The 26,723-nt window shown below is 63.2% G+C and carries 23 protein-coding genes; 10 read left to right on the top strand and 13 right to left on the bottom strand.

Annotated elements, in window-relative coordinates; translation table 11 throughout:
• The first annotated feature begins 247 nt into the window (after positions 1-247).
• From HS961_RS19255 to HS961_RS19235, 5 genes are all read left to right on the top strand, one after another.
• Complete coding sequence (locus tag HS961_RS19255; protein WP_182324751.1) at positions 248-2,734, top strand: TonB-dependent siderophore receptor; 2,487 nt, start codon at positions 248-250, stop codon at positions 2,732-2,734.
• A gap of 277 nt (positions 2,735-3,011) precedes the next feature.
• Complete coding sequence (locus HS961_RS19250) at positions 3,012-3,662, top strand: hypothetical protein (protein WP_182324749.1); 651 nt, start codon at positions 3,012-3,014, stop codon at positions 3,660-3,662.
• A 124-nt stretch (positions 3,663-3,786) separates the two neighbouring features.
• Positions 3,787-5,094: a DUF3422 family protein gene (locus HS961_RS19245; protein ID WP_182324747.1), complete on the top strand. Its 1,308-nt coding sequence runs from the start codon at positions 3,787-3,789 to the stop codon at positions 5,092-5,094.
• 20 nt (positions 5,095-5,114) lie between these two features.
• A complete protein-coding gene (locus HS961_RS19240; RefSeq protein ID WP_182328415.1) occupies positions 5,115-6,044 on the top strand; it encodes a DMT family transporter in 930 nt (309 codons plus the stop codon).
• Between the two features lie 72 nt (positions 6,045-6,116).
• Positions 6,117-6,944 carry an SDR family oxidoreductase gene (locus HS961_RS19235; protein ID WP_182324745.1) on the top strand — a complete coding sequence of 276 codons (828 nt, stop codon included), beginning with the start codon at positions 6,117-6,119 and terminating at the stop codon, positions 6,942-6,944.
• A gap of 81 nt (positions 6,945-7,025) precedes the next feature.
• Here HS961_RS19235 and HS961_RS19230 read toward each other — a convergent pair whose 3' ends face one another.
• Positions 7,026-7,889, bottom strand: a complete 864-nt coding sequence (locus HS961_RS19230) for a DUF2076 family protein (protein WP_182324743.1) — start codon at positions 7,887-7,889, stop codon at positions 7,026-7,028.
• Positions 7,890-8,011: 122 nt separating this feature from the next.
• On the bottom strand, positions 8,012-8,914 hold the full coding sequence (locus tag HS961_RS19225; RefSeq protein WP_182324741.1) for a DMT family transporter: 903 nt from the start codon (positions 8,912-8,914) through the stop codon (positions 8,012-8,014).
• A gap of 90 nt (positions 8,915-9,004) precedes the next feature.
• Between HS961_RS19225 and HS961_RS19220 the strand changes: the two genes are divergently transcribed.
• The 3 genes from HS961_RS19220 (at position 9,005) to HS961_RS19210 (ending at position 12,212) form a co-directional block, all read left to right on the top strand.
• Positions 9,005-9,985, top strand: coding sequence for a quinone oxidoreductase family protein (locus HS961_RS19220; RefSeq protein ID WP_182324739.1), 981 nt, complete (start codon positions 9,005-9,007; stop codon positions 9,983-9,985).
• 101 nt (positions 9,986-10,086) lie between these two features.
• Positions 10,087-10,938 carry an NUDIX hydrolase gene (locus tag HS961_RS19215; RefSeq protein WP_182324737.1) on the top strand — a complete coding sequence of 284 codons (852 nt, stop codon included), beginning with the start codon at positions 10,087-10,089 and terminating at the stop codon, positions 10,936-10,938.
• The gene (locus tag HS961_RS19210) at positions 10,935-12,212 is read left to right on the top strand and encodes an NAD(P)/FAD-dependent oxidoreductase (RefSeq protein ID WP_182324735.1); all 1,278 of its coding nucleotides are present in this window, start codon (positions 10,935-10,937) and stop codon (positions 12,210-12,212) included. Before HS961_RS19215 ends, HS961_RS19210 begins: the two co-directional genes overlap by 4 nt.
• Positions 12,213-12,243: 31 nt before the next feature.
• Here HS961_RS19210 and HS961_RS19205 read toward each other — a convergent pair whose 3' ends face one another.
• The 5 genes from HS961_RS19205 to HS961_RS19185 all read right to left on the bottom strand — a co-directional run bounded on the left by HS961_RS19205 (position 12,244) and on the right by HS961_RS19185 (position 17,025).
• Positions 12,244-12,891 carry an aspartate/glutamate racemase family protein gene (locus HS961_RS19205; protein ID WP_182324733.1) on the bottom strand — a complete coding sequence of 216 codons (648 nt, stop codon included), beginning with the start codon at positions 12,889-12,891 and terminating at the stop codon, positions 12,244-12,246.
• A gap of 9 nt (positions 12,892-12,900) precedes the next feature.
• Positions 12,901-14,328, bottom strand: coding sequence for an MFS transporter (locus HS961_RS19200; protein ID WP_182324731.1), 1,428 nt, complete (start codon positions 14,326-14,328; stop codon positions 12,901-12,903).
• A gap of 416 nt (positions 14,329-14,744) precedes the next feature.
• Positions 14,745-15,194, bottom strand: coding sequence for a hypothetical protein (locus HS961_RS19195; protein WP_182324729.1), 450 nt, complete (start codon positions 15,192-15,194; stop codon positions 14,745-14,747).
• A 21-nt stretch (positions 15,195-15,215) separates the two neighbouring features.
• Complete coding sequence (locus HS961_RS19190) at positions 15,216-15,527, bottom strand: hypothetical protein (RefSeq protein ID WP_182324727.1); 312 nt, start codon at positions 15,525-15,527, stop codon at positions 15,216-15,218.
• A 589-nt stretch (positions 15,528-16,116) separates the two neighbouring features.
• Positions 16,117-17,025 (bottom strand): LysR substrate-binding domain-containing protein, encoded by a 909-nt coding sequence (locus HS961_RS19185; RefSeq protein WP_182328342.1) that lies wholly within the window; start codon positions 17,023-17,025, stop codon positions 16,117-16,119.
• A gap of 128 nt (positions 17,026-17,153) precedes the next feature.
• Here HS961_RS19185 and HS961_RS19180 point away from each other — a divergent pair, with 128 nt between their 5' ends.
• Together HS961_RS19180 and HS961_RS19175 are read left to right on the top strand one after the other, a co-directional pair.
• The gene (locus HS961_RS19180) at positions 17,154-18,224 is read left to right on the top strand and encodes a tartrate dehydrogenase (RefSeq protein ID WP_182324725.1); all 1,071 of its coding nucleotides are present in this window, start codon (positions 17,154-17,156) and stop codon (positions 18,222-18,224) included.
• A 224-nt stretch (positions 18,225-18,448) separates the two neighbouring features.
• The gene (locus HS961_RS19175) at positions 18,449-20,110 is read left to right on the top strand and encodes a hypothetical protein (protein WP_182324723.1); all 1,662 of its coding nucleotides are present in this window, start codon (positions 18,449-18,451) and stop codon (positions 20,108-20,110) included.
• A 242-nt stretch (positions 20,111-20,352) separates the two neighbouring features.
• Here the strand turns inward: HS961_RS19175 and HS961_RS19170 are convergent, their stop codons facing one another.
• From HS961_RS19170 to HS961_RS19145, 6 genes are all read right to left on the bottom strand, one after another.
• Positions 20,353-21,198: a MurR/RpiR family transcriptional regulator gene (locus HS961_RS19170; RefSeq protein ID WP_182324721.1), complete on the bottom strand. Its 846-nt coding sequence runs from the start codon at positions 21,196-21,198 to the stop codon at positions 20,353-20,355.
• 96 nt (positions 21,199-21,294) lie between these two features.
• Complete coding sequence (gene otnI, locus HS961_RS19165) at positions 21,295-22,113, bottom strand: 2-oxo-tetronate isomerase (RefSeq protein WP_182324720.1); 819 nt, start codon at positions 22,111-22,113, stop codon at positions 21,295-21,297.
• Between the two features lie 66 nt (positions 22,114-22,179).
• Positions 22,180-22,866 (bottom strand): aldolase, encoded by a 687-nt coding sequence (locus tag HS961_RS19160; RefSeq protein ID WP_182324719.1) that lies wholly within the window; start codon positions 22,864-22,866, stop codon positions 22,180-22,182.
• Between the two features lie 14 nt (positions 22,867-22,880).
• Positions 22,881-24,158 carry a 3-oxo-tetronate kinase gene (otnK, locus tag HS961_RS19155; protein ID WP_182324718.1) on the bottom strand — a complete coding sequence of 426 codons (1,278 nt, stop codon included), beginning with the start codon at positions 24,156-24,158 and terminating at the stop codon, positions 22,881-22,883.
• Positions 24,155-25,078: an L-threonate dehydrogenase gene (gene ltnD / locus HS961_RS19150; RefSeq protein ID WP_182324717.1), complete on the bottom strand. Its 924-nt coding sequence runs from the start codon at positions 25,076-25,078 to the stop codon at positions 24,155-24,157. The genes otnK and ltnD overlap by 4 nt, the downstream gene beginning before the upstream one ends.
• A gap of 85 nt (positions 25,079-25,163) precedes the next feature.
• Positions 25,164-26,528: a GntP family transporter gene (locus HS961_RS19145; protein WP_182324716.1), complete on the bottom strand. Its 1,365-nt coding sequence runs from the start codon at positions 26,526-26,528 to the stop codon at positions 25,164-25,166.
• Between the last annotated feature and the right edge of the window lie 195 nt (positions 26,529-26,723).

Below are 26,723 nucleotides of genomic sequence, written 5' to 3'. Positions count from 1 at the left end.
CACTCCCTGCCGTGGTCTGAACGCGGGCTCGGGCGATCCGCTGTGTTGTCTTTCTTGTCAATAGCTGGCTATTGACTGCAAAAGACGCCTTGCGTCTCATCCCGATCCGCGCTCATCCCATGGGGCGAGGGTGTTGCAAAGCCTACCTGGAAAAAATAATTCAAATAAATAGCGCGGGCGGGGTGCAGTTCTGCGCCTGCGGTGCGTCATAGAAGGTAATGAGATTCATTTACTTCGTTGTCTGACCATGTCCAAAACCACTCTGCGCTTCCGTTCTCCGTCCCACGCCTCTGCCGCATCGGCTGCCAAAATCGCCCGTTTCCACCCTGCACCTTTGGCCCTGGCCGCTGCACTGGCGCTGGCCATGCCGCTGGCAGTGCATGCGCAGGCCGCTCCTTCAGCCACACCGGCCGGCCAGGCCAGCAGCCTGTCGATTGCGGCCCAGCCGCTGGGATCGGCACTGCAGGCGCTGTCGGCCGCCACGGGCGTGTCGATAGGCTTTGCGCCGGCGCTGGTCGAGGGCAAGACGGCGCCCGCGGTCTCCGGCATGCTGACCCCGCAGCAAGCAGCGGATCGTCTGCTGGCCGGCAGCGGCCTGATGGCAGTGCGCCAGGGCGAGGCCATGGTCATCAAGGCGACGCCATCAGCCTCCGACACCAGCACCTTGCCTACCGTGACGGTCACCGCACAAGGCGAGCGCAATGCCACCAGCGAAGGCTCGGGCTCGCTGGCGGCATCAGCGGTCAGCATCAACAAGGGCGACCAGGCGCTCAAGGACATTCCGCAGTCCATCAGCGTGATCACGCGCAAGCAGCTCGATGAGCAGGGCATCAGCGATTTGCGCGATGCCATGAACGCGGCTACCGGCACGATGGGGGTTAAGGGCGTGGGCCAGGGCATGGTGCTGTCCTCGCGCGGCTTCCAGATCGATGCTTGGCAGTACGACGGCGTAGCGATTCCGCGCAACCACTACTCGCTGGGCAACTGGAGCGCCGAGGGCATGGCGTTCTATGACCGGATCGAGGTGCTGCGTGGTGCCTCGGGCCTGTTGCAGGGCACGGGCAGCCCGGGTGGCGCCGTCAACCTGGTGCGCAAACGCGGCCAGCGCGAGAAGACGGTGACCGTCACCGCCCGCGCCGGCTCTTGGGACCGCTATGGCCTGCAGCTTGATGCGGGTGGACCGCTGAACGAAGACGGCAGCCTGCGCGGCCGCCTGGTGGTGGACGAGGCACGCGGCCACTCCTTTGTCGATTATGTGAATGAGCGCACACGCTCGCTGTATGCCGCGCTGGACTATGACATCAGCCCCGACACCACGGTCGGCTTTGGCGTGAGCCAGCTTGACAGTAAGGGCCGTCCCTTCATCATGGGCCTGCCGCTGTACGCAGACGGCAGCATGACCGACCTGCCGCGCTCCACCTACACCGGCTCCGACTGGAACCGCTCCAACGTCAAGCAAACGACGGTCTATGCCGACCTGAACCACCGCATCAACAACGACTGGAAGTTCAAGGTCTCGGCGCTGCATGTGAGCGAGCAAAATGCCTCGCTGCACCAGCGCATGACCGGCACGGTGGCGGCCGGTGGTGGCGATGTGACCTATGACGACTGGTACACCGATTTCGACCTAAAAAAAGTCGCGTTCGATGCCTTCGTCAACGGCCGCTTTGACCTGGCGGGCTTCCGCAACGATGTGACCGTGGGCGCCAACTATTCCAAGTACCGCTCCAACGATGTCTATGCCCGCACCTTTACCTCGGGGGCCGATATTTTCAATATCGACCACCACCGGCCCGAGCCGACCTTGGACAGCCTGCTGGCCGCCGGTGGCCGGCAGTGGAAGTCCGCCTACGATGTGCGGCAAAAGGGCATCTACGGCAGCCTGCGCACCCGGTTGACCGAGCCGCTCACCGCGATTGTGGGCGCTCGCACCAGCTGGTATGACTCGCTCTACACCAATGCCGTTACCGATGAGCGCCAGGTCACCAGCACCTCCGGCGAGATCACACCCTATGCCGGTCTGGTGTATGCACTTACCCCCGAGTGGTCGCTGTACGGCAGCTACACCAGCGTGTTCGAGCCGCAGTCCGAGCGCACGGTCGACGGCAAGGTGCTCGACCCCATCACCGGCACCAACTACGAGCTGGGCATCAAGGGTGAGTTGATGAACGGCAAGCTCAACACCTCGCTGGCGCTGTTCCGATACAACCACAAGAACCGCGCCGTCAACGACCTGGCCTCCGGCTATGCCTGCGATGGCTGGTACTGCTCCACCTCGTCCGGCAAGGTGCGCAGCCAGGGTGTGGAGGCGGAGGTGAGTGGCGAAGTGGCACGCGACCTGCAAGCCATGGTCGGCTACACCTTCAACACCAGCAAGTTCCTGAACGACCCCACCAACCAGGGCCAGGTCTTCAGCACCTGGACACCCAAGCACATGCTGCGCGCCTGGCTGTCCTACCAGCTGCCCGGCGATTGGAACCGCCTGAGTGTGGGTGCTGGCGTCGTCGCGCAAAGCCATACCTTGAGCTATGACCGCTCTTTCAAGGTGGCGGGCAGCACCATCACCAGCCTGCGCCTGGCCTACCAGGCCACGCCCGAAGTCAGCGTGGCCCTTAACGTCAATAACCTGTTTGACAAGCACTACCTGCAGCCCGGCTATGTGGGCTACACCGGCGGCATCTATGGCGATCCGCGCAATGCCATGCTGACCCTGAAGTACACGCCCAAGCTGTAATCGGCATCAGGGCCGCCAAGCCCGCATCTGCAGAACCCGGCCTTGCCAAAAAACGGCAGGGTCCGGGTTTTGCGCTGCTCAAACTGCGTTAGGCTGCGCGTTGCGATCCGCAAGCCACCCGCCCCGGGTGGGCCCCGCAGGCCCCAGAGCTTGCGGCCGGCGCTGCGCGATAGCCACCCCTGAGCCAGCTATTCCCTGTCCATGCCGCTGCCCCTGCTGCTGCGCATGCCGCCGGGATCCCGCCAGCCACCCCCATCCAGCCCAAGAGGAGGAGCTTATGTCCAATAACACCCAACCATCCAACCTGTTTCGCCCACTGTTGGCGGCGGCTTTTGCCGTGTCTGCCAGCATCGGCGCCGCGTTGCCCGCCCATGCCGATTACCTGTGGCTGCAGACCGAGAACGGCCAGACCCGCGCCCAAGTGGGCGAGCTGCACAAGGCGCCCGGCCAACTGAGCGAACTGAGCGAGCCGCGCCAGGTAGTGGCCGAGGGCAAGACCGTGCCGGCATCGGCTGATGCCTATGTGCTGGGCAAGGAGGAGGGCGCTGCAGCGGACCAGCGCTTTTCGGCCACCCGTGCTGGCAGCGATGGCGTGCTGACCTACTACCAGGCCCGCTTTGGCCGCCAGGAGACCAAGGCCGTCAATGACCTGGAGCTGGTGCCGACAACGCCCCAGGGCAACACCTACCAGCTGATGTTCAAGGGCCGGCCGGTGGCAGCCAGCCAGGTGAATGTGGACACCAGCGAAGGCTGGCGCCGTGTGCTGGCCCCCGCCAAGAATGGCACGGTGAGCTTTACGCCGTCGTTCCCCGGCCTCTATGTGCTGGAGGTGACGGCCCGGGTCAACAACGGCAGCGTCAAGATCGATGGCAAGCAGTACGACGAGGTGCGCCACACGGCCACCTTGAGCTTTGAGGTGCCGCAGTAAAACGGCCATTGCGCGCAGGGCAGGCGCGCCGCTTTGATCGGGCGCCTGCACAACTATTGGCTTGGCACGACAATTGCAGCAGTTCGACGGCTTGCCGTCTGGTTATTGCCGCTTTTTGTCTTTCATGAAAAACCTGCCCCTGTTGCAACAGCACGATCTGCGCCGTGCGCTGCACAACGAAGTCCATTCCCGCCCCCCTGAAGCCCTGCCCGACAACACCGCCGTGTTCTGCACGGTAATGTGGGCCGATGCCGCCGAGCGCGCGGCCAGCCGCCAGTGGCTGCACCAGTTGCTGCGCGATCTGCAGCTGCCCGTGCCCGATGCCGAGGCCAACCACCTGCGCCTGGACCTGGGCAATGGCCGCCTGCGCTGGGAGCTGCACACCGAGTTTGTCTCTTGGACCTGGATGGTGCCCATCCGCCCCGAGGCGCTGGACGAGGCCGAGCTGCCGTCCGCCAGCGACCTGGTGCCCGCCCAATGGCTGGCCGGTTTGCCCGGCCGCTGCCTGCTGGCAATGAACGCCTGGGTGCTGCCCGCATCGCCCGCGCTGGAGAAAAAGGTCGAGCAGCGCTGGCTGTACGAGGACAAGCTCGTGGCCTCCCAGGCCTCCGACCAGAAGGCGCATATCTACACCGATTTCTCCATCCACTCAGATGGCGCATCGCGCCTGTTTGTGCTGAACCAGGGCCTGTCGGCCGCGCGCAGTGGCCGTTTGGTGCAGCGCCTGCTGGAGATCGAGACCTACCGCATGGCCGCCTTGCTGGGCCTGCCTGCCGCGCGCGAAACCATGGAAAAGCTCGCCAGCACCGAGTCCGAACTGGCCGATCTGTCATCGGCCATCCGCAGCGCCGGTGCCGCCAGCGAGCCGCAACTGCTCGACCAACTCACCCGCCTGGCCGCGCAGGTGGAGAGCCAGTACGCCGCCCACCACTCGCGCTTCTCCGCCAGCACCGCCTACTTTGCGCTGGTGCAGCAGCGGGTGGGCGATATCCAGGAAACGCGGCTGGGCAGCTACCAGACCATTGGCGATTTCATGGATCGGCGCCTCACCCCCGCGCGCAACACCTGTGTGTCGGCCCACCAGCGGCTCGAAGCGCTGTCCCAGCGTGTATCGCGCCTCAGCAACCTGCTGCAGACGCGCGTCGACATCAGCCAGAAACAGGGCCGGCAAGAGGTGCTGAAAGCGATGAACGAGCGCCAGGGCCTGCAGCTCAAGATGCAGTCCACGGTCGAGGGCCTGTCGGTCGCGGCCATCACCTACTACATCACCGGCCTCATCAGTTACCTGGCCAAGGGCCTGCAGAAATGGGGGTGGCCACTGTCGCCAGAAACGACGGCGGCGCTGGCCATCCCGGTGATAGGCTTGGGCGTTTGGTGGTCGATTCGCCGCATGCACCACCGTTTGTTCCATGGGTCGGCGGACCAGCACTGACTGGTTCTTGGAGAGTTATCTTGTCTGTTTCTGTTGCACCCGTTGCGGTGCTGCCGCCCGGCGTGCGCCGCACCGGCCTGATTTGCGCCGTGATCGGGGCCATCGCCTTCAGCGGCAAGGCCATCATCGTCAAGCTGGCCTACCGCCATGGCGTCGATGCGATCACCCTGATCATGTACCGCATGCTGTTTGCGCTGCCGCTGTTTGTCATCATGGCCTGGTGGGCTGGGCGGGGCAAACCGGCGCTCACGCTGCGCGACTGGCTGGCCGTGGTGGCCCTGGGCTTTTGCGGCTACTACCTCTCCAGCTACCTCGACTTTGCCGGGCTGAGCTATATCAGCGCGGGGCTGGAGCGGCTGATTCTCTACCTCAACCCCACCTTGGTGCTGGCGCTGGGCTGGCTGCTGTACCGCAAGGTGGCCAGCGCCCGCCAGCTGCTGGGCCTGGCCATCAGCTATGCCGGCGTGATGCTGGTGTTTGGCATGGAGCTGTACACCCACGGCGCCGGCCAGCAGGTGGGCTGGGGCGCCACCCTGGTGTTTTTAAGCGCCGTGAGCTATGCCATCTACCTGGTCTACAGCGCCCAGTATGTGAAGCGCCTGGGTGCTTTGCGCCTGGTAGGGCTGGCCACCAGCTTTGCCTGCCTGTTCTGCATTGCGCAGTTTTTGCTGACCCGGCCACTGCAGGCCGCGCAGGTGGATTCGGCCGTTATCTGGCTGTCCGTCCTCAACGCCACGCTGTGTACCGCCGTCCCCGTCTTGCTGGTGATGCTGGCGGTTGAGCGCCTGGGCGCTGCGACCGTGGCGCAGACCGGCATGATCGGCCCGCTGTCCACCATCCTGATGGGTGTGTGGCTGCTGGGCGAGCCGCTGACCCCGGTGATGGTCGCCGGCACCGCGCTGGTGCTGACGGGCATCTACGTATTCACCCACCAAGTCAAAAGGCCATAAAGGGCATGCGCATGCGCGCCAACCTCGGGGCCATTTGTGACTTAGCATCGATACCCACAAGGAGATTTGATTATGGATTTTGGAATTGCCAACAAATGGGCACTGGTCTGCGCGGCCAGCAAGGGCCTGGGCCGTGGTTGCGCGCAAGCGCTGGTCAATGAGGGCGTTAATGTCGTCATCAACGCCCGTGGCGAAGAAGCCTTGAAGGACACTGCCCGCCAGCTCAAGGTGATGGCCGCCATGTGGGCCGCTGCAGCCCCCGGCCGCGTCGCCCCCCAGGTCATCGCTGTCGCGGCTGACATCACCACCGAAGCCGGCCGTGCTGCCGTGCTGAATGCCGAAGGCGGCCCTGGCCTGCGCTTTGACATTCTGGTGAACAATGCCGGTGGCCCGCCACCCGGTGATTTCCGCGACTGGGACCGCGAAGCCTGGATCAAGGCGCTCGACGCCAACATGCTCACCCCCATTGCGCTTATCCAGACCCTGATCGACGGCATGGCCGAGCGCGGTTTTGGCCGCATCGTCAATATCACCTCCAGCTCCGTGAAGGCGCCCATCGATATCCTCGGCCTGTCCAACGGCGCACGCAGTGGCCTGACTGGCTTTGTGGCTGGCGTCGCACGCAGCCCCATCGCTGGCAAAGGCGTGACCATCAACAACATCCTGCCGGGCAAGTTCGACACCGACCGCATTGCCGCCACCATCTCTGCCACCGCCAGCAAGACGGGCAAGAGCGAAGCCGATATCCGCGAATCGCAGCAAAAGCAGATTCCTGCCGGCCGCTATGGCACCGCCGATGAGTTTGGCGCCATCTGTGCGTTTCTGTGCAGCCAGCAGGCGGCCTATATGACCGGCCAGAACATCCTGCCGGACGGCGGCTCCTACGCCGGTACCTACTAAACGTCGGCACCCAAAACAAAGCCGCCCGAGCAACGGAATTGCCCGGGCGGCTTTTTTACGTCTGATGTTTAGCGGCGGCGATCAGGCCTGGTCGTCGCCAAAAAAGTCAAAACCATCGTCGCCGCTGTCATAGTCCGCAACGTCCTGGCTGCTGCTGCTGCTACTGCTGTTATTGCTGCTGTTGTCCGAATCCGGCAGAAAGCGGTTGGCAGACGCATCCACATGGTCGCGGCCGGCCTGCTGGGCGAGCTGGTCCAGGCCGCTGTTGTCGGTGCTGGCAGTAGCGCTGTCGCTGCTGCTGGCGGCGCTGCTGGTGTCGGCGGCAGGGGTGGCTGCATGGGCGGGGTTGGCCGCTGCCTGGGCCGGGTTGTTCCAAAGGTGGCTCAGCCCATTGAACAGCAGCATTCCGCCCGCCACGCCGGCGACGGAGGCAGCGGCCTGGCCCAAAAAGCCGCCCGCTGCCGAGCCGGCTGTGGGCTGTGCAGGCACGGGTTGTGTTGCCGGTGCAGCGGGGGCCGCGCCAAACCAGCGCCCGCTGCTGGCAGGGGCTGGCGTATCGCCATAGCCTGCGGGGGCAGCATTGTTCTGCGGATAGCCGGAGGCATAGCCAGCGGGGCTGCGGCTGGCCAGGTTGGAATCCGGGGTACGGCCAAAATGCGTGTCCAGCCCGGCACCTAAAAAGCTGGTACCGCTGCCGCTGGTGGGTTTGGCGGCAGCTGCCTGGGCCTCGGCCAATTGCGTTTGCAACTGCGCCTGCTGCTGCTGGGCCTGTTGCAGCGCCTGCTCCAGCAGCAGGCTGCGCTGGGTCAGCCAGTACAGCGCATCGGGGGTTTGCTGCGCCAGCTGGCGGATGCAGGCTTCCGCCTGGCCTTCCTTGGGCTGGCCATCGAGCTGGCGCAGTTGCTGGAAGAGGTTCTCAATCAGGGCTTGTTCTTGCGCATTCATCTCGGCGTCCTCGCGGTGGTGGTGTCACGGCATATGGGTGGCACTGTGCGCTTGCGCAAGGGCGGCAGTGTGAAGCTGGCGTTCTATCGGTAGCAGGTTGTAAGTGGCTCGGCCAGCCCGCATCAAGCCCGGCGCGACGAGATCACAATCCCGGCGATCACCAGCACAAAGGCCGCGCCATGGTAGAGCTGGGGCGGCTCGCCCAAAAACGCCGCAGACAGCACCGCAGCAAACAGCGGCGTCAAGTTGCTGAAGAACCCCGCCACGGTAGGCCCCACCCGCTGCACACCCAGCCCCCAGCAGCGGTAGGCCAAGATGGCCGGGCCGATGACGATATAGGCAATGGCCCAGAGCAGGGTGCTGCTCATCTGCAGCTGGCTGGCGCCCAGCGCCCATTCGGCGCCCGCAAACAGGCCCGACCACAGCAGGCCAAAGGCCAGCTGGGCCATCAGCAGCAGCGCCCACTGGCTTTTGATGCCCGCGGGCTCGGTGGTGCGCACCAGCAGCCAGGTGTAGAGAGACCAGCAGGCGGTGGACAGCAGCATGAACAAATCTCCGGTCACCAGGCGCAGCTGGCTCAGCTGCTGCCAATCCCCATGGCTCAGCACCACCAGCACGCCGCTGATCGAGAACAGCGCGCCCAGCATTTGTGGCCGGGTGATGCGGGTCTGGAAAAACAGCATGCCAAAGGCCATCATCCACAGCGGCATGCTGGATGCCACCAAGGTCACATTGATGGGCCCCGAGGTTTTGAGTGCCAGGTACTGGAAGGCGTTGTAGCAGCCAATGCCCAGCAGGCCGATGACGGCCCAGCGCTTCCAGTGCGGCCACAGCGGGCTGGCTCGGCGCAGCAAGGGGTACGCCAGCGGCAGCAAGATGGCAAAGGCCAGCAGCCAGCGCACAAAGTTCAGCAGCATTGGCGAGACCAGCTCATGCACCAGCCGGCCCATGACGGCATTGCCCGCCCACATCAGCGGGGCGGCGGTCAGCAGCGCCATGGTCGACGGTGTCAGTTTTTGTTGCATGGCGCGACTGTACATCCCCGTGACAGCTGCCTGTGTGAAAGCGTGGCAGCATGGCGACTGGCAGCACCCAGATCACCACAGGAGAATTCCATGTCATTGGCAGTACAGATTGCGCGCAACGGCGGACCCGAGGAGATGAAGCTGGTCGACGTGGACGTCGGCGCGCCCGGCCCCGGCGAGGTGCGTATTCGCCACCATGCGATTGGGCTCAACTTTATCGATGTCTACCAGCGCACGGGCCTCTACACCCTGCCGATGCCGCTGAACCTGGGCATGGAGGCTGCAGGCGTGGTCGAGGCCGTGGGCGACGGCGTGCAGCACCTGAAGGCGGGCGACCGCGTGGCCTATGCCAGCAACCCGCCCGGCAGCTACAGCGAAGTGCGGGTGATGCCCGCCGCCTATGTCTGCCAACTGCCCGACAGCATTGATTTTGAAACTGGCGCCGCGATGATGCTCAAGGGCCTGACCGCCCAGTACCTGCTGCGCCAGGCCAAGCCGGTCGAAGGCCTGCATTCAGGCGACTTTGTGCTGTTCCATGCCGCTGCTGGCGGCGTCGGCTTGATCGCCTGCCAATGGGCCAAGGCCCTGGGCCTGCGCCTGATCGCCACCGCAGGATCGGACGAAAAATGCCAGCTGGCCCTCGCCAATGGCGCCGAGGTAGCCATCAACTACCGTACCGAAAACTTTGCCGAGCGGGTCAAGGACATCACCGCCGGCAAGGGCGTCAAAGTCGTCTATGACTCCGTCGGCAAGGACACCTGGGAGGGCTCGCTGCAGTGCCTGCGCGCCTTTGGCCTGATGGTCTCGTTTGGCAATGCCTCCGGCCCGGTGCCACCTTTTGCGCCGGCCATCCTGGCGGCCAAGAGCCTCTATGTCACCCGCCAGGGCCTGTTCACCCATCTGCGCTCGCGCGAGGCCTGCCAATCCATGGCCAACGACCTGTTCGCCGTCGTCGGCACGGGCCAGGTCAAGGTCCACATCGCGCAGCGCTTTGCGCTGTCCGAGGTGCAGGCCGCGCACCGCGCGTTGGAGGCCCGCAAGACCACGGGCAGCAGCATCCTGCTGCCATGACATTCGCGTAGCCGATGCGGGCATCGGGTTTTGGGTGGGCGCGGCCTGCCCCCAGGCGCAGATGGACTAACATCCATCTGCTTTTATTTTGATAGTGCCCCATGTCCTCTGTTTCTCCCCCGCAGTTTGCGCCCCAGCCGCCTTCCTGGCTGGCCGCTGCGCGCACGGCCATGCAGTCGCCGCCGCGCAAGCCGCGTCTGCCGCTTTGGGTCAATGGCCAAGCGGTTGGCTCGTTGGTGGAGCATTTCTTGATCGAGACCGGCATCGCAGGGCGTCTGGGCGGAGATGCGCTGCTGTCCAAGCGCGAGCGCTCGGGCACAGCGGTGTGGCTGCTCGAATCGCCCACACAAAATGCGACTGCGCTGATGGGGCGCCTGGCCGATGCGCTGCGCGATGCTGGCCGCAGCGGCCCCTGGCGCAATGAGCAGCTGGCCGTGCAGGCGGTGGATGGCAGCCGCATCGGCACGGTGGAGCGCGGGGCGGTGCGGGTGCTGGGCATCGCGACCTTGGCCGTCCACTTGGTGGGCGTTGCCCCCGATGGGCGCCTGTGGGTGCAGCAGCGCGCGGCCAACAAGGCCAACTACCCCCTGCACTGGGATACCTTGATGGGCGGCATGGTCTCGGCCCAGGACAGCCTGGAGCAAGCACTGGCCCGCGAAACTTGGGAAGAGGCCGGTCTGCAGATCGCCGACCTGCAAGGCCTGCGCCATGGCGGCGTGCTGCGCTTTCGCCAGCCTGACAGCGATGGCGGCGACGACCTGGGCTATATGTATGAAGACATCCACTGGTATGCCGCGACCGTGCCCGAAGGCACCGAGCCGCGCAACCAAGATGGCGAAGTGGCGCAGTTTGCGCTGTGGCAGGCCGGCGAGGTCCAGCAGCAGCTGGCGCAGGCACGATTCACGCCCGAGGCCGCCTTGGTCTGGGCCGGTTTTGCAGATTGGATGACATGACAGAGACAGCGAACAAGCGGGGCCCGCAGGTCCAAGCGCCCAAGCAGGTGGTGGTAGTGGGGGCCGGTGTGGTGGGTGTGGCCACGGCCTTGGCCCTGCAAAGCTATGGGGTGTCCGTTACCCTGATTGACCGGGGCGAGCCTGGCATGGAATGCAGCTACGGCAACTCCGGCGCGATCAGCCCCGGCTCGGTGGCGCCACTGGCCTTGCCGGGGGTGTTGAAGACGGTTCCCGGCATGTTGATGGACCAGGACGGCCCGCTGTCGATTGGCTGGAAGCACCTGCCCAAGGCAGCATCCTGGCTGGTGGCCTTTGCGCAGTCGGCCGATCCCAAGCGCGTGGCCGCTGCAGCCGAGCGCCTCAATGATTTGTACCAGGGCGCCGTCGATGCCCATGCGGCGCTGGCGCAGAGCCTGGGTGTGTCCGACCTGTTTATGCGGCGCGGCCATCTGCACCTCTACCCCGATGCCGACTATGCGCAACAGGATGCCACCGGCTGGCAGCTGCGCGCCAAGTACGGCTACCAGGTCGAGGAGCTGGACCGCGCCGGCATCGAGGCGCTGGAGCCCCATGCGCCCCAAGGCTATGCCCATGGCCGCTACCTGGCCGACCACGGCACCATCCTGAACCCGCTGCGCTATGTGCAGAGCATGCTGCATGCCTTTGTACAGCGCGGCGGCAAGCTGGTGCGGGCGGAGGTCAAGGCCATCCGCCCCGATGACAAGGGCTGGGCTGTGCGCACCGGCGACGCCACGCTGGATGCGCAGCGCTGGCCGCATGTCGTGGTGGCCGCTGGCGCCTGGGCGTCTTCGCTGCTCAAGCCGCTGGGCATGCTGCTGCCGATCGAGACGCAGCGCGGCTACCACGCGCAGTTTGCCGGCGCCCAGCACCTGGTGGAGCGCACCGTGGTGCTGGCCGACAAGAAGGTGTTTATCGCGCCGATGGAAGGCGGGCTGCGTGTGGGCGGCACGGTGGAGATCGCCGGCCTGAAGGCGCCCCCCAACCCGCGCCGCGCCGCTGGCATTGAGCGCATTGCGCGCGAGGCCTTCCCTGCCCTGGCCGGCCTGGAGGCCCAGCACTGGATGGGCCACCGCCCCTGCCTGCCGGGCTCCGTGCCCATCGTGGGCCATATCGATGCGATCCAGGGCCTATGGTTGGCCGTGGGCCATGGCCACCTGGGCCTGACTGGCTCGCTGCCTACGGCACAGCGCATCGCGAACGGGATGTGCGGGCCGCAGCCGCTGCCGTTCTGGCAGTTGCGCACCGCTGGCTAAACCGCAGCGGTGGGGCTGATCGTTTGTACGCTCAGCCCATCAGCTGCGCCAGCCTGCGCACCGCCGCCGGTATCGGCGCAATCACCGGCATATGCAGGCGCTCGGCCAGCGCAATCGCCGCCTGGCCCAGCGGCCCCCCGCCAATGATCACGGCCTGCGCACCATCTTCATCCACACAGCGCTGCACCGCTAGCGCCAGTGCTTCTTCCAAGGCCTGCGCATCACCGGCCAAGGCACGCGGGTCGCCCTCGGTCAGGCGAATGCCGGTGTAGAGGCCCGTCAAACCCACCGCAGCCACCCGCCCGGCAATCGGCGCTACCAAATCCGGCGTCACGGTAGCAATGCCAAAGCGCCGCCCGCCGCTGGCCGCTTCCAGCATGGAGGCCTCGGCAATGCCGACGACCGGCACACGGCTCAGGGCCCGCAGCCGCTCCAGCCCCGGGTCGCCAAAGGCGCTGATGATGGTGCCGGCACAATCGCTGGGCGCCGCGCGCCAGCAGTCTTCCACCTCCAGAGCGGCTTGCGCCAGCTCGGTCGCATTGACGATCATCGAGGGCCCCTTGCCGGCGGTGCGGGGCAGAATCTGCCACTGCGCGGGTGCAGCGCGCTGGGCAATGTCGGCCATCATCGCGGTGGTGGCCTCGGAGGCATTGGGGTTGATCAGCAGGATATTGGGCATGCAGCAAAACTAGGATTGGGCCGTGGCAGGGGTGCCAGCCAGCGGCTCGGCATCGGGGGACTGGCCATAGGTCTCGGGCACGCATTGCACGCTGATGATGAAGATCAGGTACATCGCAGCGGCCAAACCAAACACGCCGCCCAGGCCAAAGCCATCAAACAGACGGCCGGCGATCAGCGGCATCAGCGCGCCGGCAGCCGTGCCGGTAGCCAGGATGAAGGCGGTGCCAAAGGCGCGCACTCGGGTGGGGTACAGCTCGGGTGCGTAGATCCAGATGGTGGTGTTGAGCAGCAGCACAAAGAACTGGAAGGTGGCCCCGGCAATCAGCAGCACCACAATGCTCTTGGCCGCAAAGCCAATCGTCAGCGCCGCCAGGCAGGCGCAGATGGCACCGGCGGTCAGCACCCGTTTGCGCGGAAAGTGAAAGCCCAGCGCCGAAGCTGCAATCGCGCCCAGCAGGCTGCCGCTTTGCATCACCATCGTGAACAGCAGGCTCTTGGACATGCTGTAGCCCAGGCCCACCAGAATCGTCGGCATCAAGGTCAGCACCGAAATCTGCGCGCCATAGGTCATCCAGATAGTGATGCACAGCGGCACGGTGCGGCGGCCCAGCGCGCCGCGGAAGATCTCCGTCACCCGCACCTTGATCTTTGTCGCCGTGGTGCTGCTGCCGTCATCGCTGATATAGGGATGGGTGGCTTGCGTAGCGCCCGCCAGCTTACCCGATGCCAGGCGCGTCAGCACCGCATTGGTCTCGGCAATGCGGCCTTGCGACAGCAGAAAACGGGGCGTCTCGGGGATATAGCGGCGGTAGAACGCGGCCAGCAGCGCCGGCACCATCAGGCAGACAAACAACCAGCGCCAGCCGTTGTCGCCGGGGAAGATCCAGAACACCAGCAAACCAAAGGCCGGTGCCAGAAAATTGCCCAGGCCACCCGCGCCCACATTCACCAAGCCGACCGCCGTGCCCCGGAACTTGGACGAGCAGAACTCCGACAGCATGGTGACTGCAATCGCAATCTCGCCCCCCAAGCCAAAGCCCACCACCGCGCGTCCGAGCGCCATCACTGCCAGGTTGGGCGCCATCGCGCAGATGCCCGCACCAATAGTGAACAGCAGCAAATCCACCGACAGCATCACGCGGCGGCCATAGCGGTCTGCGATATAGCCCGAGACGATGCGGCCAATCGCCGCGCAGGCAAAGGTCACCGTGTTGAGCATGCCGATGTCCGACGCCGACAGCCCCCACTGCTCCTTGAGCATCGGCCCGATGATGCCGACTGCGTTCTGCTCAAAGCTGTCAAACAGGCAGCCAATCAGGATCAAAAAGATGATCGTGTGGTGCGAGCGGGTCACCCCAATCTTGTCCAGGGCCTGGTCGAGTTCGGCCACCTTGGGAGAGTCGGGTGCAGAGGAAAGTGCAGGTCCACCAGCCATTGAAAGCTCCTTGAGAAGAGTCGTACTTGCTCGAATCGGATCGCTGCGCAAGTGTTGGGCAGTTCATCGACTTTTGGTATAGGTATTTCACTAATATGGTGCATGTGAAATTGAAATTTCATGCACTAGACAAGCTTAAGCAAGCAGCGTGCCATTCAGGGTGGCATTGGGGGTCAGGGTGGTGGTGGGCGATTTCTGAAAGCAAGACCAGCGCATGGAGCGGCAGCTTGGCTAGCTGTCGCGAGAGAGGCTGAGGTCAATAGGCGAGGGCTGAGGGCGCTAACACACACATGGTCCAACCGCTAGTGTTGCAGCGGTCGATCTACAAAGTGGCCGTGTTGATGCGGCTGGGGCGATTTCAATTGTGGCTGGCTCTAAACGCTCCACAGTCGAAGGCGAAATCGCCACAACCACTCCTACCCTTTAAGGAGGTGTAGGTATGGCACCTTGCGCTGCCAAAATTGAAAATAGTGGATGGCCGCCATCGAAGCGGCGCCGGCTTCGTACTCCAGCCTCATCCGCTCTGAGTCAACCGTGCTCAGGGTCATTACTCCAACCGAATCTTCCTTAAAGAGGCCGAAATCGACAGACTGTATATCCCTTGTTGCAACCTTGATTGTCTGCGTTAAGTACTTTCCGACCACCATGCGTGACGTCAAAATGGACCAGCTCGTTAACGAAAGATAGGACGACACGATCGGCAACTCGCCGAGTTCGAGTTGATATTGGTGGGGAATACGAGGGTCAACTCTGGATAGTATTGTGTGGGCCCAAATATCCTGCTTCATGGAGGTTCGCTCGATATAAGCGAGGCAGAGGCGGGCGATCTTGGCATCATCGAAAGTTTGTTTGTTGTTGTCTATCATGACCAGTTGAATCCACAGCCGTCAGGCATCTGCGGCCAGTTTCACATCGCTCTCGTTCCTCCCCAACAGCCAAATTTCACTGCCAATCGGGACACTCTGCTTGGTGGCTGCAGGTAGCGTGCAAAAGAAACTGAGCACTTTCGCTGGTGGCGCCTGGAATGGAATTTGGAAGACAGCGCTGCATTCAAGATTCTCGCCGTCCGGTCGGACCACGCGAACCTGCTGGTTGGCATCGAATCGATAGGCGGAGGCGGGAAAGCCGGGGGCAACGATGAGGCCGCGCCCAGACACAAGAAACGTATCTTCGACACGGCAGAGCAAGAACTCGGGCATGGATATTCAGGTTTGAAGTGGCAGTCCGATTTGAATCAGATTGTGATACAAAACCGGTTAGCGATTCCTGGCCAATCCATCACGGTCGCCGACCGACCATTGCAGGCGTTGCCCAGCTTGAATCAAGACCCTTGGTTAGTCCTCTGCGTCTCGAACGGGGCGACCCTGGGCAGTTGAGAGTTGAGCGCTCAGCACCGCGACCCTTTGCTCCCATTCGCGGCTCTCCATTTTTCCCTCAAAAACGATCCCACTGGGCTCCACGGATGCCGTCACATATTTCGCATCACCCCCATCGTTGCGTCGGTCGCGTCACTGACCATTGCACGCCTAATTCGGATGTGCACGGGAAATGTTCCTTATCAATCGCTGCAACCAATCTACACCGAACCGCGATGACCTTCAGCTTCTGGCCCGCTGCCGTAGTTCCAAAGTCGAATGCACATCGGACGCTGTCAGACCCACCTCAACCAATGGCCGTTACCAGCCCATCCGCCAGCTGTCACTTCTCAGCCGGCACTCGACGTCCAAGCCGACGCTTCAGGCCAAAGCATGAGATGGATTCCCATGGCCGGAGAGCGCATTACTCCAGCTAGCGCTGAAATGCCTCAGTCACATAATCCACGAACGCCCGAACGCGCATGGCCATTTGATGGCGCTGGGGATAGACCACATAGATATCGGCATCGGGCGTGTGCCATTGCGGCAGTACCTGTACCAGACGTCCACTGCGCAGGTAGCGCTCAATATCCCATTCCGCACGCATGAGGATGCCGTGACCGTCCAGGGCCCAGGCCACAGCGGTATCTCCGTCGTTGGTGCTGAGGTTTCCTTGGGTCTTGATGGTGTTCAGGGTTGCACTGCTGCCGCGCCCCCGGGTGAGCTTCCACACACCATAGGCCTCTTCGCCTTGGCGGATGCCAATACAGCTGTGCTCTTTCAGGTCCTGGGGTACTTTGGGGGTGCCGTGTGCCGCTAGATAGGCCGGGGATGCACTCAGCAGGCGGCGATTGGCTGCCAAGCGTTTGGCAATCACTCTTGCGTCTGGCGGCGGGCCGAATCGAAAGCAGACATCAAAACTGTCGTCTGTCAGCGCAGGCGGGTTCACCGATAGCTGTAGCTGCACGTCGACCTGGGGATGTTGGCAAACAAACTTGGATATCAGTGGCGATATATGCGTTCGGCCAAAGCCCAGTGTCGCGCTGACCCGCAGAAGCCCTTTAGGCGACGCCTTTTCGTGGCTCAGCAGGTGCTCCATGTTGTCGATCTCGCCCAGGATGCGACGCGCATGCGCAAGGTAGACCTCGCCTTCGGGGGTCAGGCTCATGCGCCTGGTGGTGCGGATGACAAGTGCCGTGTTCAGCCGGCTTTCCATCAGCGCCAGATGCTTGCTCACGGCGGGCGTGGTAATGCCCAGCTCTCTGGCCGCTGCGCTCAAGCTCCCGGCACCCGCGAGCACGGAGAAAAAACCAAGGTCCGCCGGCTGAATCGATGCTGTCATAGGTTCCAGGATGAAGGATCGAGGATGGAAGATAGTTAGCTTCAAGTAAACAATGCATTCACTTGAAGGCCGAATTTTAGCGGTTGAAGTGCATACAGTGGCTCATCGGCAATCTATCGGAGACCCCTATGAAGACCTACAAAATCGCGACTATTCCTGGTGACGGCATTGGCAAGGAAGTGGTGCCCGCAGGCCAGCAAGTCTTGCAAGCGCTTGCAGCGCAAAGCAAGACCTTCGATTTTGAATTTGAAGATTTCGCGTGGGGCGGAGACTATTACCGCAAGCATGGCCTGATGATGCCGGAGGACGGTCTGGACGCGTTGCGCGACAAGGACGCCATTCTGTTCGGATCCGCAGGCGACCCAGACATTCCTGACCACATCACGCTGTGGGGGCTACGGCTCAAAATCTGCCAAGGCTTTGACCAGTACGCCAACGTGCGTCCTACGCGCATCCTGCCTGGCATTGATGCGCCGCTCAAACGCTGCAAACCCGAGGATCTGAATTGGGTCATCGTGCGCGAGAACTCCGAAGGCGAATACGCTGGCGTGGGTGGCCGCGTGCACCAAGGTCACCCGCTCGAAGCGGCAACCGATGTGTCCATGATGACGCGTATGGGGGTCGAGCGCATCATGCGGTTCGCCTTCCAGCTGGCACAGTCCCGCCCTCGCAAACTGCTGACCGTGGTTACCAAGAGCAATGCACAACGCCATGCCATGGTGATGTGGGACCAGATTGCGCTGGAAGTCTCCAAGGAGTTTCCTGACGTCCACTGGGACAAGGAACTGGTGGATGCCGCCACGGCGCGCATGGTGAACGAGCCCGCCAGCTTGGACACCATCGTCGCGACCAACCTGCATGCCGATATTCTGAGTGACCTGGCCGCCGCATTGGCTGGCAGTTTGGGTATTGCGCCTACCGGCAATATCGACCCGGAGCGGCGCTATCCCAGCATGTTCGAGCCGATTCACGGCTCGGCATTCGACATCATGGGCAAGGGCCTCGCCAATCCGGTCGGCACCTTCTGGTCCGTGGTTATGCTCCTGGAGCATCTGGGCGAGATTGAAGCGACGACACGCGTGATGAACGCGCTGGAAAAAATCACCGCAGATCCCTTGTTGCAGACCGGTGATTTGGGAGGGACGGCCACCACGGTACAAGTGACCGAGGCTGTATGCGAAGCGCTCTCATCTGCCTGATCCACTGACCATCGTCCATCGCCCTATGTCGGTCATCTGCAAATGGGCGAAAGCGTCTAGCCAGTAACAGGTTTAAGGCGAAGAACCGATGGTCGTTATCAGTCAGGCTGGGGACTGCAGCAGTTCTTCAATCGCTGTTAACGGACCATCGCTGTTGACCCCGGGGCGAATATCCATCTAATGAATGCAATCTTCTATACTGATCCCAAATATATGGAGATCAAGTGAAAAACACCCTTTGCATTCAAATTCTGCGCTCGGCCATTACAGCTTCGGTAATGGCTCTTTCCTGTACGGTGGGTTGGGCTGCACGCGATTTCACACCGCAAGCCGGAACTTGGGTGGTCAGTAGCGAATTGGATGGCAAACCGGGCCGGGGTTTGGCGATTGATATACAGGCCAACACTTTCTTTATGCAGGTGTTTGGCTATGAAAAAAATGGTGATGCGACCTTTTATACCGCCACGGGCCAGATGGATGGCAACCGTGTGACGGCACCATTGATGCGCTATAAAAATGGTCGCAGCCTCGGTGGTGCCATGCAAGATGCGGTGGAGGACAAATCCGTAGGCCAGGTAGCAGTGCAGTTCAGCAACGGCGTGGCAGGAACGATCCAGTTTCCGGGCGAGCAGGCGTTAGCAATAGAACGCTTTCTGGTAGCAGACAACGAGCCCAGCGTGACCAATCCGCGCGTGCAGGTGGGTACCCGCACATTGCGCTTGTTTACCTTGGATTCACAAGGTGATCCAAGCTGGACCGCTCCTGCGAAGCTGTGGCGAAGTGAGCTTGGTACCACCTATCTCGATTGGTATGTTCCCATGCCGACCACTGGCATGCTCCTCCCCATTCGCCAATTTCTATGCAATGTTGTTGCTGGCAAGGTTCGCCTTCATTGCACACCGAACACGGGTGACGCTCAGGATAAACTTCAATCCGAAGCTCCTTCAGTGGAGAGTCTGGAGTTGCAATTTGCGGGCTCCGATATTCATGGAGTGCTGCGCACTACTGGGGAAAATCCACAAGCAGTGACCGTGATGGGTTTTGATGAGGGAGCCATCTTGGTTGAACCCACTTATCGGGAAGGAATTACCACCTTTCACCCGCAGCAACAGCAAAACTACTCGACCGTATCTTTTGGCTCGGGCGGCGCATGCATTACTGGCGCATGCAGTGCATCAGTCACATCCAACACATTGATGCCGATGAATGGCACCTGGATTGTGGAAGACGAGCTTACCGGTAAACCTGGTCGTGGCATTGCGCTTGATATTCAGGGAAATACCGTCATCCTGCAACTGTTCAACTACCGAGCGGATGGCCAACCCACTTTCCATATGGGGAGTGCTAGCTACCAGAGTAAAGGCATGGGCAGCCGCTCGACCGTGGCGACCATTCCTCTGCGCCAGTATCGTGGAGGCCGCAGCCTGGGTGGCGCTGCACAGTCTGCCCAGTTGGAGGGAGATGCGGGAGTCGCGGTTTTGGAATTCAGCGCTCCACACACAAATAGAGAAACGAACCTCCATCTCTGGTGGACGCAAGGTCAGTTGCAGCTGCCTGGCGAGGCCCCTGTCAAGATCCGCCGCTTGCAAATTGATGCGCCTGAAAATTTTGCGGAGCGCATGCGGGGCGATTGGTATGTTGCCCGCACCCATAGCATCGCGCGCTTTGACAACGTCCAAGGAGACGGCATTGCCACTGCCGATGGAAAAATCTACTGCGTGCCTAACAGGCAATCCGAATATCCGAACATGAGCTGCGGCGAACCCAATGGCGTCATGTGGAACTGGCACCAGTTCATGTACATGCCGGACATGGGGCGTGGCCAGCCATTCCTGCGCGTGCGTGATCGTTTTGGCAACTCCGTGGGGCTTGGGTCACTCGATTAATTTGCCACTCTTGGTCTCGATGGGTCACAAGCTAAATGGTCGTTGCTGAAAATTCAGCTCGTGGCCGAATGCCGTCATCTCAATGTCGAATGCAGATCGGGCACTGCTAGGGATGCTCTGCAAAACCCTCGCCAAGCGGGATGGACGCGGATCGCCCGAGACCGCGTTCAGACCACGGGAACGATTTTTTCAGAGGGTCTCTACATCCACGCCGGCCAGCGGCCGCTGCAGCCCAGCCAACATCAAAACTCCTGGTGCTGCTCATGCTGCTGCTCAATCGCCGCCAGGCGCTTGCGGCCCGGCGCACCAGCTGCCTCCAGCACCATCGTAGCCAGCAGGTCGCAGACCGCCATCACGGCCACATGGTTGTCCAACAGGCCTGGCCCATGGCAGTCGCACTGGATGGACCAGGTGGCGGCGGCATAGTGGGGAGAGGCCTGGTCGCTGATAAGCAGTATCGAGGCGCCGGCCTGGCTGGCGCTGGCCAGCAGTGCGGCCATCTGGCGGGTTTGGCGGCGCATGCCAAAGAGGATGATGCAGTCGTTTTTGCCGAGCTGGGCGGTGTATTCGGCCAGGGTCTCGCCCGGGCCGGGGAGGCTGATCACCTGGGGCACCACCTGGATGATCTGCCAGCGCAGGTACTGCGCAAAGGCATGGCTGCTGCGGCTGCCAAAGATCAGCACCTGGCGGGCGGCGATGATGGCCTGCACGATCTCGCTGAGCTGCGGCTCGCTCAGCTGGTCCAGGGTGTTCGTTAGATTGGCAATGGAACGCTCGCGGTGGGTTGCCAGCATCTGACCGCGCTGAAAAGCCTCGGCCGCCGACTGGAACAGCGGCGAGCCGCTTTGCTTGTCCTCGCGCACCTGGCGGCGCGCTTCTTCGTAGTTCTCGTAGCCCAGGCGGCGGATAAAGCGGCTCACCGTCGAGGGCGACACCTTTGCCAGCTGGGCCAGCTCATTGCCAGCGTAGCTGGCCAGCTCGCCGGGGAACTCCAGCACAAAGTCGGCCAATTGCCGCTCGGTGGCCGGCAGTGCCTGCAGGTGCTGGCGCACCCGCTGCAAAAAGGATTCGGTCGCTTGTGGTCGCATCGCATGGCGGCGGGCACGAGGCCTGCGGCTAAAGGGGGATGAGGGGATTCTAGGGCAGCCTATCCACCCATCCACCGCAGCTATGCGTGGAACCGCTTACTGAGCGTTGGTCAGATAAGGCTTGAGCCAGCCCAGGCCATCGCTGGTGGCATGGGGCGCTGCGCCGCGTGCGGGCTTGTACTCGCAGCCAATCCAGCCGTCATAGCCCAGGCTGTCGAGCAGCGCAAACAGATAGGAATAGTTCACCTCGCCCACATCGGGCTCATGGCGCTCAGGCACGCCGGCAATCTGGATATGACCAACCTGGCCAGTGGGCAGGTATTGGCGGATCTTCATCGCCAGGTCGCCCTCGACGATCTGGCAGTGGTACAGGTCCATCTGCACCTGCACATTGGCCGCGCCAATCTCTGCGACCAAGGCATGGGCCTGGTCCTGGCGGCTCAGGAAGAAGCCGGGCATATCGCGGCCATTGATGGGCTCCAGCAGAATGCGCACACCCTGCGCCGCCGCTTGCTCGGCCGCATGGCGGATATTGGCGATGTAGGTGGAGCGCAAGATCGCGGCATCAGCGCCATCCACGCCCGCAGGCACCATCCCCGCCATCACATGCAGACGCGGGCACTGCAGCGCCTGGGCGTAGCGCAGCGCCTGCGCAATGCCGTCGCGGAACTCAGCCTCGCGCCCAGGGATGCAGGCCATGCCGCGCTCGCCCCGGTCCCAATCGCCCGGCGGCGCATTGAACAGCACCTGCTGCAAGCCCTGCTGCTGTAGCAAGGCGGCCAGTTGCTCGGGCGCATAGGCGTAGGGGAAGAGGTACTCTACGGCAGTGAAACCATCGCGCGCAGCGGCGGCAAAGCGGTCCAGAAAGTCCAGGTCGTTGTAGAGCATGGACAGGTTGGCAGCAAAACGGGGCATGGGGTGTATTCCAAAAAGGGGCGGCCGGCAGGCAGAGGGTCTGTGCGTGCCAGGCAAGATGAGGTTTTACCAGTGGGCGCCAAAGCTCTGGCGTAGCTCGTCAATCTGGGCGTCGCTCAGCGGCGCGGGTGGCTGCTGGCGGCACTGGTTCCAGAGCAGGGCGGTTTCTTCCAGCTCTTCCAGCGCGGCCATCGCGGCAGCCGGGCTCTCGTGCCAGACATTGGGGCCCAGGCGTGCCAGCATCACAGCGCGGATCGGCTTGCCGGCGGCTGCGTACTGCGCAATCGCCTCGGCCACGGCCTGCGCCGCATCGGGCGAGCCGGGGCGGTGGTAGGGGATATGCGGCACATGGCCCACCTTCATCACAAAGTAAGGCGTCAGCGCGGGCAGCAGCTCGGCAGCAGGCGCCACACCCGGCACGGCAGTGGCTTGCAGCGAGCAGGCCACCAGCTGGCGGCTGTGGGTGTGGATCACGCAGCCAGCGGGCGTTGGCGTGTTGGCGCTGGCCTTGTAAATGCGCTGGTGCAGCACGATGGTCTTGCTGGCGCGGTCACCACTCAGCTGTTGGCCTTGCAGATCGAGCTTGGCCAGGCGATCGGGCTGCAATTGGCCCAGGCTGGCATCGGTCGGGGTGATCAAAAATCCATCCGCCAGGCGCACGCTGATATTGCCGGCGCTGGCATGCACATAGCCGCGCTGGAACAGCGATGCGCCTACCCGGCAGATCTCGGCGCGGGCGCTGGTTTCGTCCATAAAGACCATGGTGTTCAGCCTTGCAAGGAGGTGAAAGCTTTGCTGAAAAAGTCGGTGCTGCCAAAGTTGCCCGATTTGAGCGCGATGTGCAAGCCCTCGGGTGCCGCCGGGCTGGCCGCATGGCACCAAGGCACCCCTGGATCAATCTGGCCGCCAATGCGCATCTGCGCAATGCCCAGGGCCTGCACGCAGGCGCCCGAGGTTTCGCCACCGGCCACCAGCAGCTGCCGCACGCCCAGATCTACCAAGCCACGCGCAATGGCGGCCAGGGTTTGCTCGACCAGCGCACCGGCCTGCTCCACGCCCAGCTGGGCCTGGATGCTGCGCACATCGTCCGGCTCGGCGGTGGAGTAGACGAGCACCGGCCTGCTGGCCAGATACGGCCGGGCCCAGTCCAGCGCCTCGCGCACGACATCGTCACCAGCGGCCATGCGCAGTGGCTGCAGCGCCAAGGCCGGGTGGCCGCTGGCGATGAAATGTGCCACCTGGGCATTGGTCGCCACCGAGCAACTGCCCGACACCACCGCTTGCAGGCCACTGGCTGCTGGCAAGGCGGCAGCCTGGTTGCCGGGCTGCAGGCCAAAGTTGGCGGGCAGCGCAATGGCGACGCCGGAGCCGGCCGTCACCAACGGCAAGTCAGCCAAAGCCGGGCCCATGCGCAGCAGGTCGTCGTTCGATACCGCATCGACAATCGCAATGCCGACGCCATCGGCCTTCAGCGCCGCAATGCGGTTGCGGATGGCGTCTGCGCCCTGGGCAACCACGCTGTGGTCAATCAAGCCCACCTTGCGCCGGGTTTGCGATTGCAGCACGCGCACCAGATTGGGGTCGGTCATGGGGGTGAGCGGGTGGTTCTGCATGCCGCTCTCGTTCAGCAGCACATCGCCGGCAAACAGATAGCCTTTGAAGACGGTGCGCTTGTTGTCCGGAAAGGCGGGGGTGGCGATGCTGAAGTCGCTGCCCAGCGCATCCATCAAGGCGTCCGTCACCGGGCCGATATTGCCGGCGGGTGTGCTGTCAAAGGTGGAGCAGTATTTGAAATAGATTTGCTGCGCGCCCTGGCTTTGCAGCCAGCGCAGGGCCTCCAGCGACTGGGCGACGGCCTGGTCAGCGGGGATGGTGCGCGACTTGAGCGCTACCACCACCGCATCCACCTCGGTACCCAACGGGCCGCTGGGCACGCCAATGGTCTGCACCACGCGCATGCCGGCGCGCACCAGGTTGTTGGCCAGGTCGGTGGCGCCGGTAAAGTCGTCGGCAATGCAGCCCAGCTTCAAGGTGGCGCCGCTCATCGCTGGCCTCCGTCATTGGCAGCTTGGGGCAGGGTGATGCCGGGGAAGATCTTGATCACCGCGCTGTCGTCTTCCTTGGCGTAGCCTGCGGTGGAGGCCTGCATAAACATCTGGTGCGCGGTAGCAGCCAGCGGCAGCGGAAACTTGCTGGCGCGTGCCGTATCCAGCACCAGGCCCAGGTCCTTTACAAAAATATCGACGGCCGACAGCGGCGTGTAATCGCCCGCCAGCACATGGGCCATGCGGTTTTCAAACATCCAGCTGTTGCCGGCGCTGTGGGTGATGACCTCGTAGATGGCAGCGGCATCCACCCCTTCGCGCAGGCCCAAGGCCATGGCCTCGGCTGCTGCGGCAATGTGTACACCCGCCAGCAGCTGGTTGATGATCTTGACCTTGCTGCCCGCGCCGGCCTTGTCGCCCAGGCGGTAGACCTTGCCGGCCATTGCATCGAGCACATCGCCCGCTGCCGCATACGCTGCCGGGGTGGCCGAAGACATCATCGTCATCTGGCCGGCCGCCGCCTTGGCTGCGCCGCCCGAGATGGGGCCATCGACATACAGCACACCGCTCTGGGCCAGGCGTGCCTCCAGCGCGATGGACCAGTTCGGGTCCACCGTGGAGCACATCACAAAGGTGCTGCCAGCGCGCATAGCTGCAGCGGCGCCGTGCTCGCCAAACAGCACCGCCTCGGTCTGCGCGGCGTTAACCACGACGGACACCACCACATCCACCTGGGCTGCCAGCTCCGCCGGGTTGGCGCAGGCCACACCACCGGCGCTGGCAAAGTCTGCCGCTGCGCCGGGGCGCACATCGCAGACATGGACCTGGTAGCCCCGGTTGCGCAAGGTTTGGGCAATGCCCAGGCCCATGGCGCCCAGGCCGATGACGCCCACCTTGGCGTGCTGTGCTTGTGTAGTCATTGGAGATGCTCCCGTGAATCAGAGATAGAGAATGCCCGGCGCGGGGCCGGGGCACAAGAATGCAGGCGACAAATCAAACTGCGGATCAGGCCACCAGCGCCCAGACCAGGCAGGTCAGCGCAAAGCCGACGACGCCCAGCACGGTGGTCAGCACCGTCCAGCTGCGCAGGCCATCGGCCACGCTCAGGCCCAGGTAGCGGGTCACAATCCAAAAGCCCGAATCATTGACATGCGACAGCCCCAGGCCGCCAAAGCCGATGGCCACCGTCAGCACGGCGACCTGCACCGCGCTGTAGCCACCGCTCTGGATGCTTTCAGCCAGCAGGCCGCAGGTGGTGAGAATGGCCACCGTCGCCGAGCCCTGCGCCGCGCGCAAGGCCAAAGAGATAACAAAGCCCAGCAAGATCAAAGGCAGGCCCGTGCCCGACAGCGCTTGCGACAGCGCGGTGCCAATGCCGCTGACGGTCAGCACCTTGGCAAACACGCCGCCGGCGCCCGTCACCAAAATCACTGTGGCCGCTGCAGGCAAGGCCGATTCCATCACCTCATTGGTGCGCTTTCGCGTCCAACCCAAGGGGCGGACCAGCAGCACAAAGGCCAGGCCAATCGCCACCATCAGCGCAAACACCGGTGCGCCGGTAAACGCCAGAAAATCACGCAGCGCATCGCCCTTGGGCAGCATGGTCGCCGCCGTCGTGCCCAGCATGATGAGGGCGAGCGGGGCCAGGATCAGGGTCAGCACGGCACCCACGCCCGGCAGCTTGGCGGCAGGCGCATCGGCGGCATCGCCACTGCCAAAGTTGCGGAACTGCGCTTCGGCCTCCGGCTGCATCGCATAGTGGCGGCGGTTCAAGTACCCGCCCACCCACTGCGCCACAAAGGCCAGCGGAATGCAGATGCCCAGCCCAATCAGCGTGATCCAGCCCACATCGGCCGACAGCACCGCTGCGCCACCCACAATGCCCGGGTGCGGTGGAACGACCACATGGGTGGCCAGCATGATGCCGGCCACCGGCAGCCCGTATTTGATGGGGCTGACGCCAGCGGCTTTGCAAAAGCCATAAATGATGGGGATCAGGATGATGAAGCCCACATCAAAGAACACGGGGATCGACAGCACCAGCGCCGCCGCCGTCAGCGCCGCCGGCACCCGCTTGGGGCCCAGCAGCTGGCTAAATCGCTGCGCCAGGGTATTGGCGCCGCCCGATACCTCAATCATGCGGCCCAGCATCGCCCCGAGCGCCACCAGGATCGCCACCGATCCCAAGGTGCCACCCATGCCGGATATCAAGGTGGGGATGATCTCTGCGAGCGGAATGCCCGTTGCCAGTGCCACCAACAGGCTTACCAGCATCAGCGCCACAAAGGCATGGATTTCAAATCGGATGATCAGCAGCAACAGTGCAGCAATGCTGGCGCCGGCAATGCTCAAAAGGGCAAAGGTCGTCATGTGTCAGGACTTGTCTCGTTGACTTATTAGAGGAACCTCCCGGGCATTGCACCCGAGGGGACTGGTATGGTTATCATACAAATTTTGCCGGATCATAGCATTGGGCTGAAACGGGTTTGCACGGTACTTTCCCGCGATGGCGCAGGGTTTTATACGAGCGATTGCCAAGCGGATGCGCGTCGGCTATACGCGTAA

Source organism: Comamonas piscis, assembly GCF_014109725.1.
Taxonomy (GTDB): domain Bacteria; phylum Pseudomonadota; class Gammaproteobacteria; order Burkholderiales; family Burkholderiaceae_C; genus Comamonas; species Comamonas piscis.
Note: the sequence above shows the minus strand (reverse complement) of the source record. Positions and strands in the feature narration are given on the sequence as shown.

Excerpts from the sequence above, each read along its gene's own strand:
- HS961_RS19225 (WP_182324741.1), bottom strand. The coding sequence starts at position 8,914 with ATGCAACAAAAACTGACACCGTCGACCATGGCGCTGCTGACCGCCGCC.
- HS961_RS19185 (WP_182328342.1), bottom strand. The coding sequence starts at position 17,025 with ATGACAGCATCGATTCAGCCGGCGGACCTTGGTTTTTTCTCCGTGCTC.
- HS961_RS19190 (WP_182324727.1), bottom strand. The coding sequence starts at position 15,527 with ATGCCCGAGTTCTTGCTCTGCCGTGTCGAAGATACGTTTCTTGTGTCT.
- HS961_RS19215 (WP_182324737.1), top strand. The coding sequence starts at position 10,087 with ATGTCCTCTGTTTCTCCCCCGCAGTTTGCGCCCCAGCCGCCTTCCTGG.
- HS961_RS19160 (WP_182324719.1), bottom strand. The coding sequence starts at position 22,866 with ATGGACGAAACCAGCGCCCGCGCCGAGATCTGCCGGGTAGGCGCATCG.
- HS961_RS19170 (WP_182324721.1), bottom strand. The coding sequence starts at position 21,198 with ATGCGACCACAAGCGACCGAATCCTTTTTGCAGCGGGTGCGCCAGCAC.
- ltnD (WP_182324717.1), bottom strand. The coding sequence starts at position 25,078 with ATGACTACACAAGCACAGCACGCCAAGGTGGGCGTCATCGGCCTGGGC.
- otnI (WP_182324720.1), bottom strand. The coding sequence starts at position 22,113 with ATGCCCCGTTTTGCTGCCAACCTGTCCATGCTCTACAACGACCTGGAC.
- HS961_RS19195 (WP_182324729.1), bottom strand. The coding sequence starts at position 15,194 with ATGATAGACAACAACAAACAAACTTTCGATGATGCCAAGATCGCCCGC.
- HS961_RS19230 (WP_182324743.1), bottom strand. The coding sequence starts at position 7,889 with ATGAATGCGCAAGAACAAGCCCTGATTGAGAACCTCTTCCAGCAACTG.
- HS961_RS19180 (WP_182324725.1), top strand. The coding sequence starts at position 17,154 with ATGAAGACCTACAAAATCGCGACTATTCCTGGTGACGGCATTGGCAAG.
- HS961_RS19220 (WP_182324739.1), top strand. The coding sequence starts at position 9,005 with ATGTCATTGGCAGTACAGATTGCGCGCAACGGCGGACCCGAGGAGATG.
- HS961_RS19210 (WP_182324735.1), top strand. The coding sequence starts at position 10,935 with ATGACAGAGACAGCGAACAAGCGGGGCCCGCAGGTCCAAGCGCCCAAG.
- otnK (WP_182324718.1), bottom strand. The coding sequence starts at position 24,158 with ATGAGCGGCGCCACCTTGAAGCTGGGCTGCATTGCCGACGACTTTACC.
- HS961_RS19200 (WP_182324731.1), bottom strand. The coding sequence starts at position 14,328 with ATGGCTGGTGGACCTGCACTTTCCTCTGCACCCGACTCTCCCAAGGTG.
- HS961_RS19250 (WP_182324749.1), top strand. The coding sequence starts at position 3,012 with ATGTCCAATAACACCCAACCATCCAACCTGTTTCGCCCACTGTTGGCG.
- HS961_RS19205 (WP_182324733.1), bottom strand. The coding sequence starts at position 12,891 with ATGCCCAATATCCTGCTGATCAACCCCAATGCCTCCGAGGCCACCACC.
- HS961_RS19245 (WP_182324747.1), top strand. The coding sequence starts at position 3,787 with ATGAAAAACCTGCCCCTGTTGCAACAGCACGATCTGCGCCGTGCGCTG.
- HS961_RS19145 (WP_182324716.1), bottom strand. The coding sequence starts at position 26,528 with ATGACGACCTTTGCCCTTTTGAGCATTGCCGGCGCCAGCATTGCTGCA.
- HS961_RS19235 (WP_182324745.1), top strand. The coding sequence starts at position 6,117 with ATGGATTTTGGAATTGCCAACAAATGGGCACTGGTCTGCGCGGCCAGC.
- HS961_RS19255 (WP_182324751.1), top strand. The coding sequence starts at position 248 with ATGTCCAAAACCACTCTGCGCTTCCGTTCTCCGTCCCACGCCTCTGCC.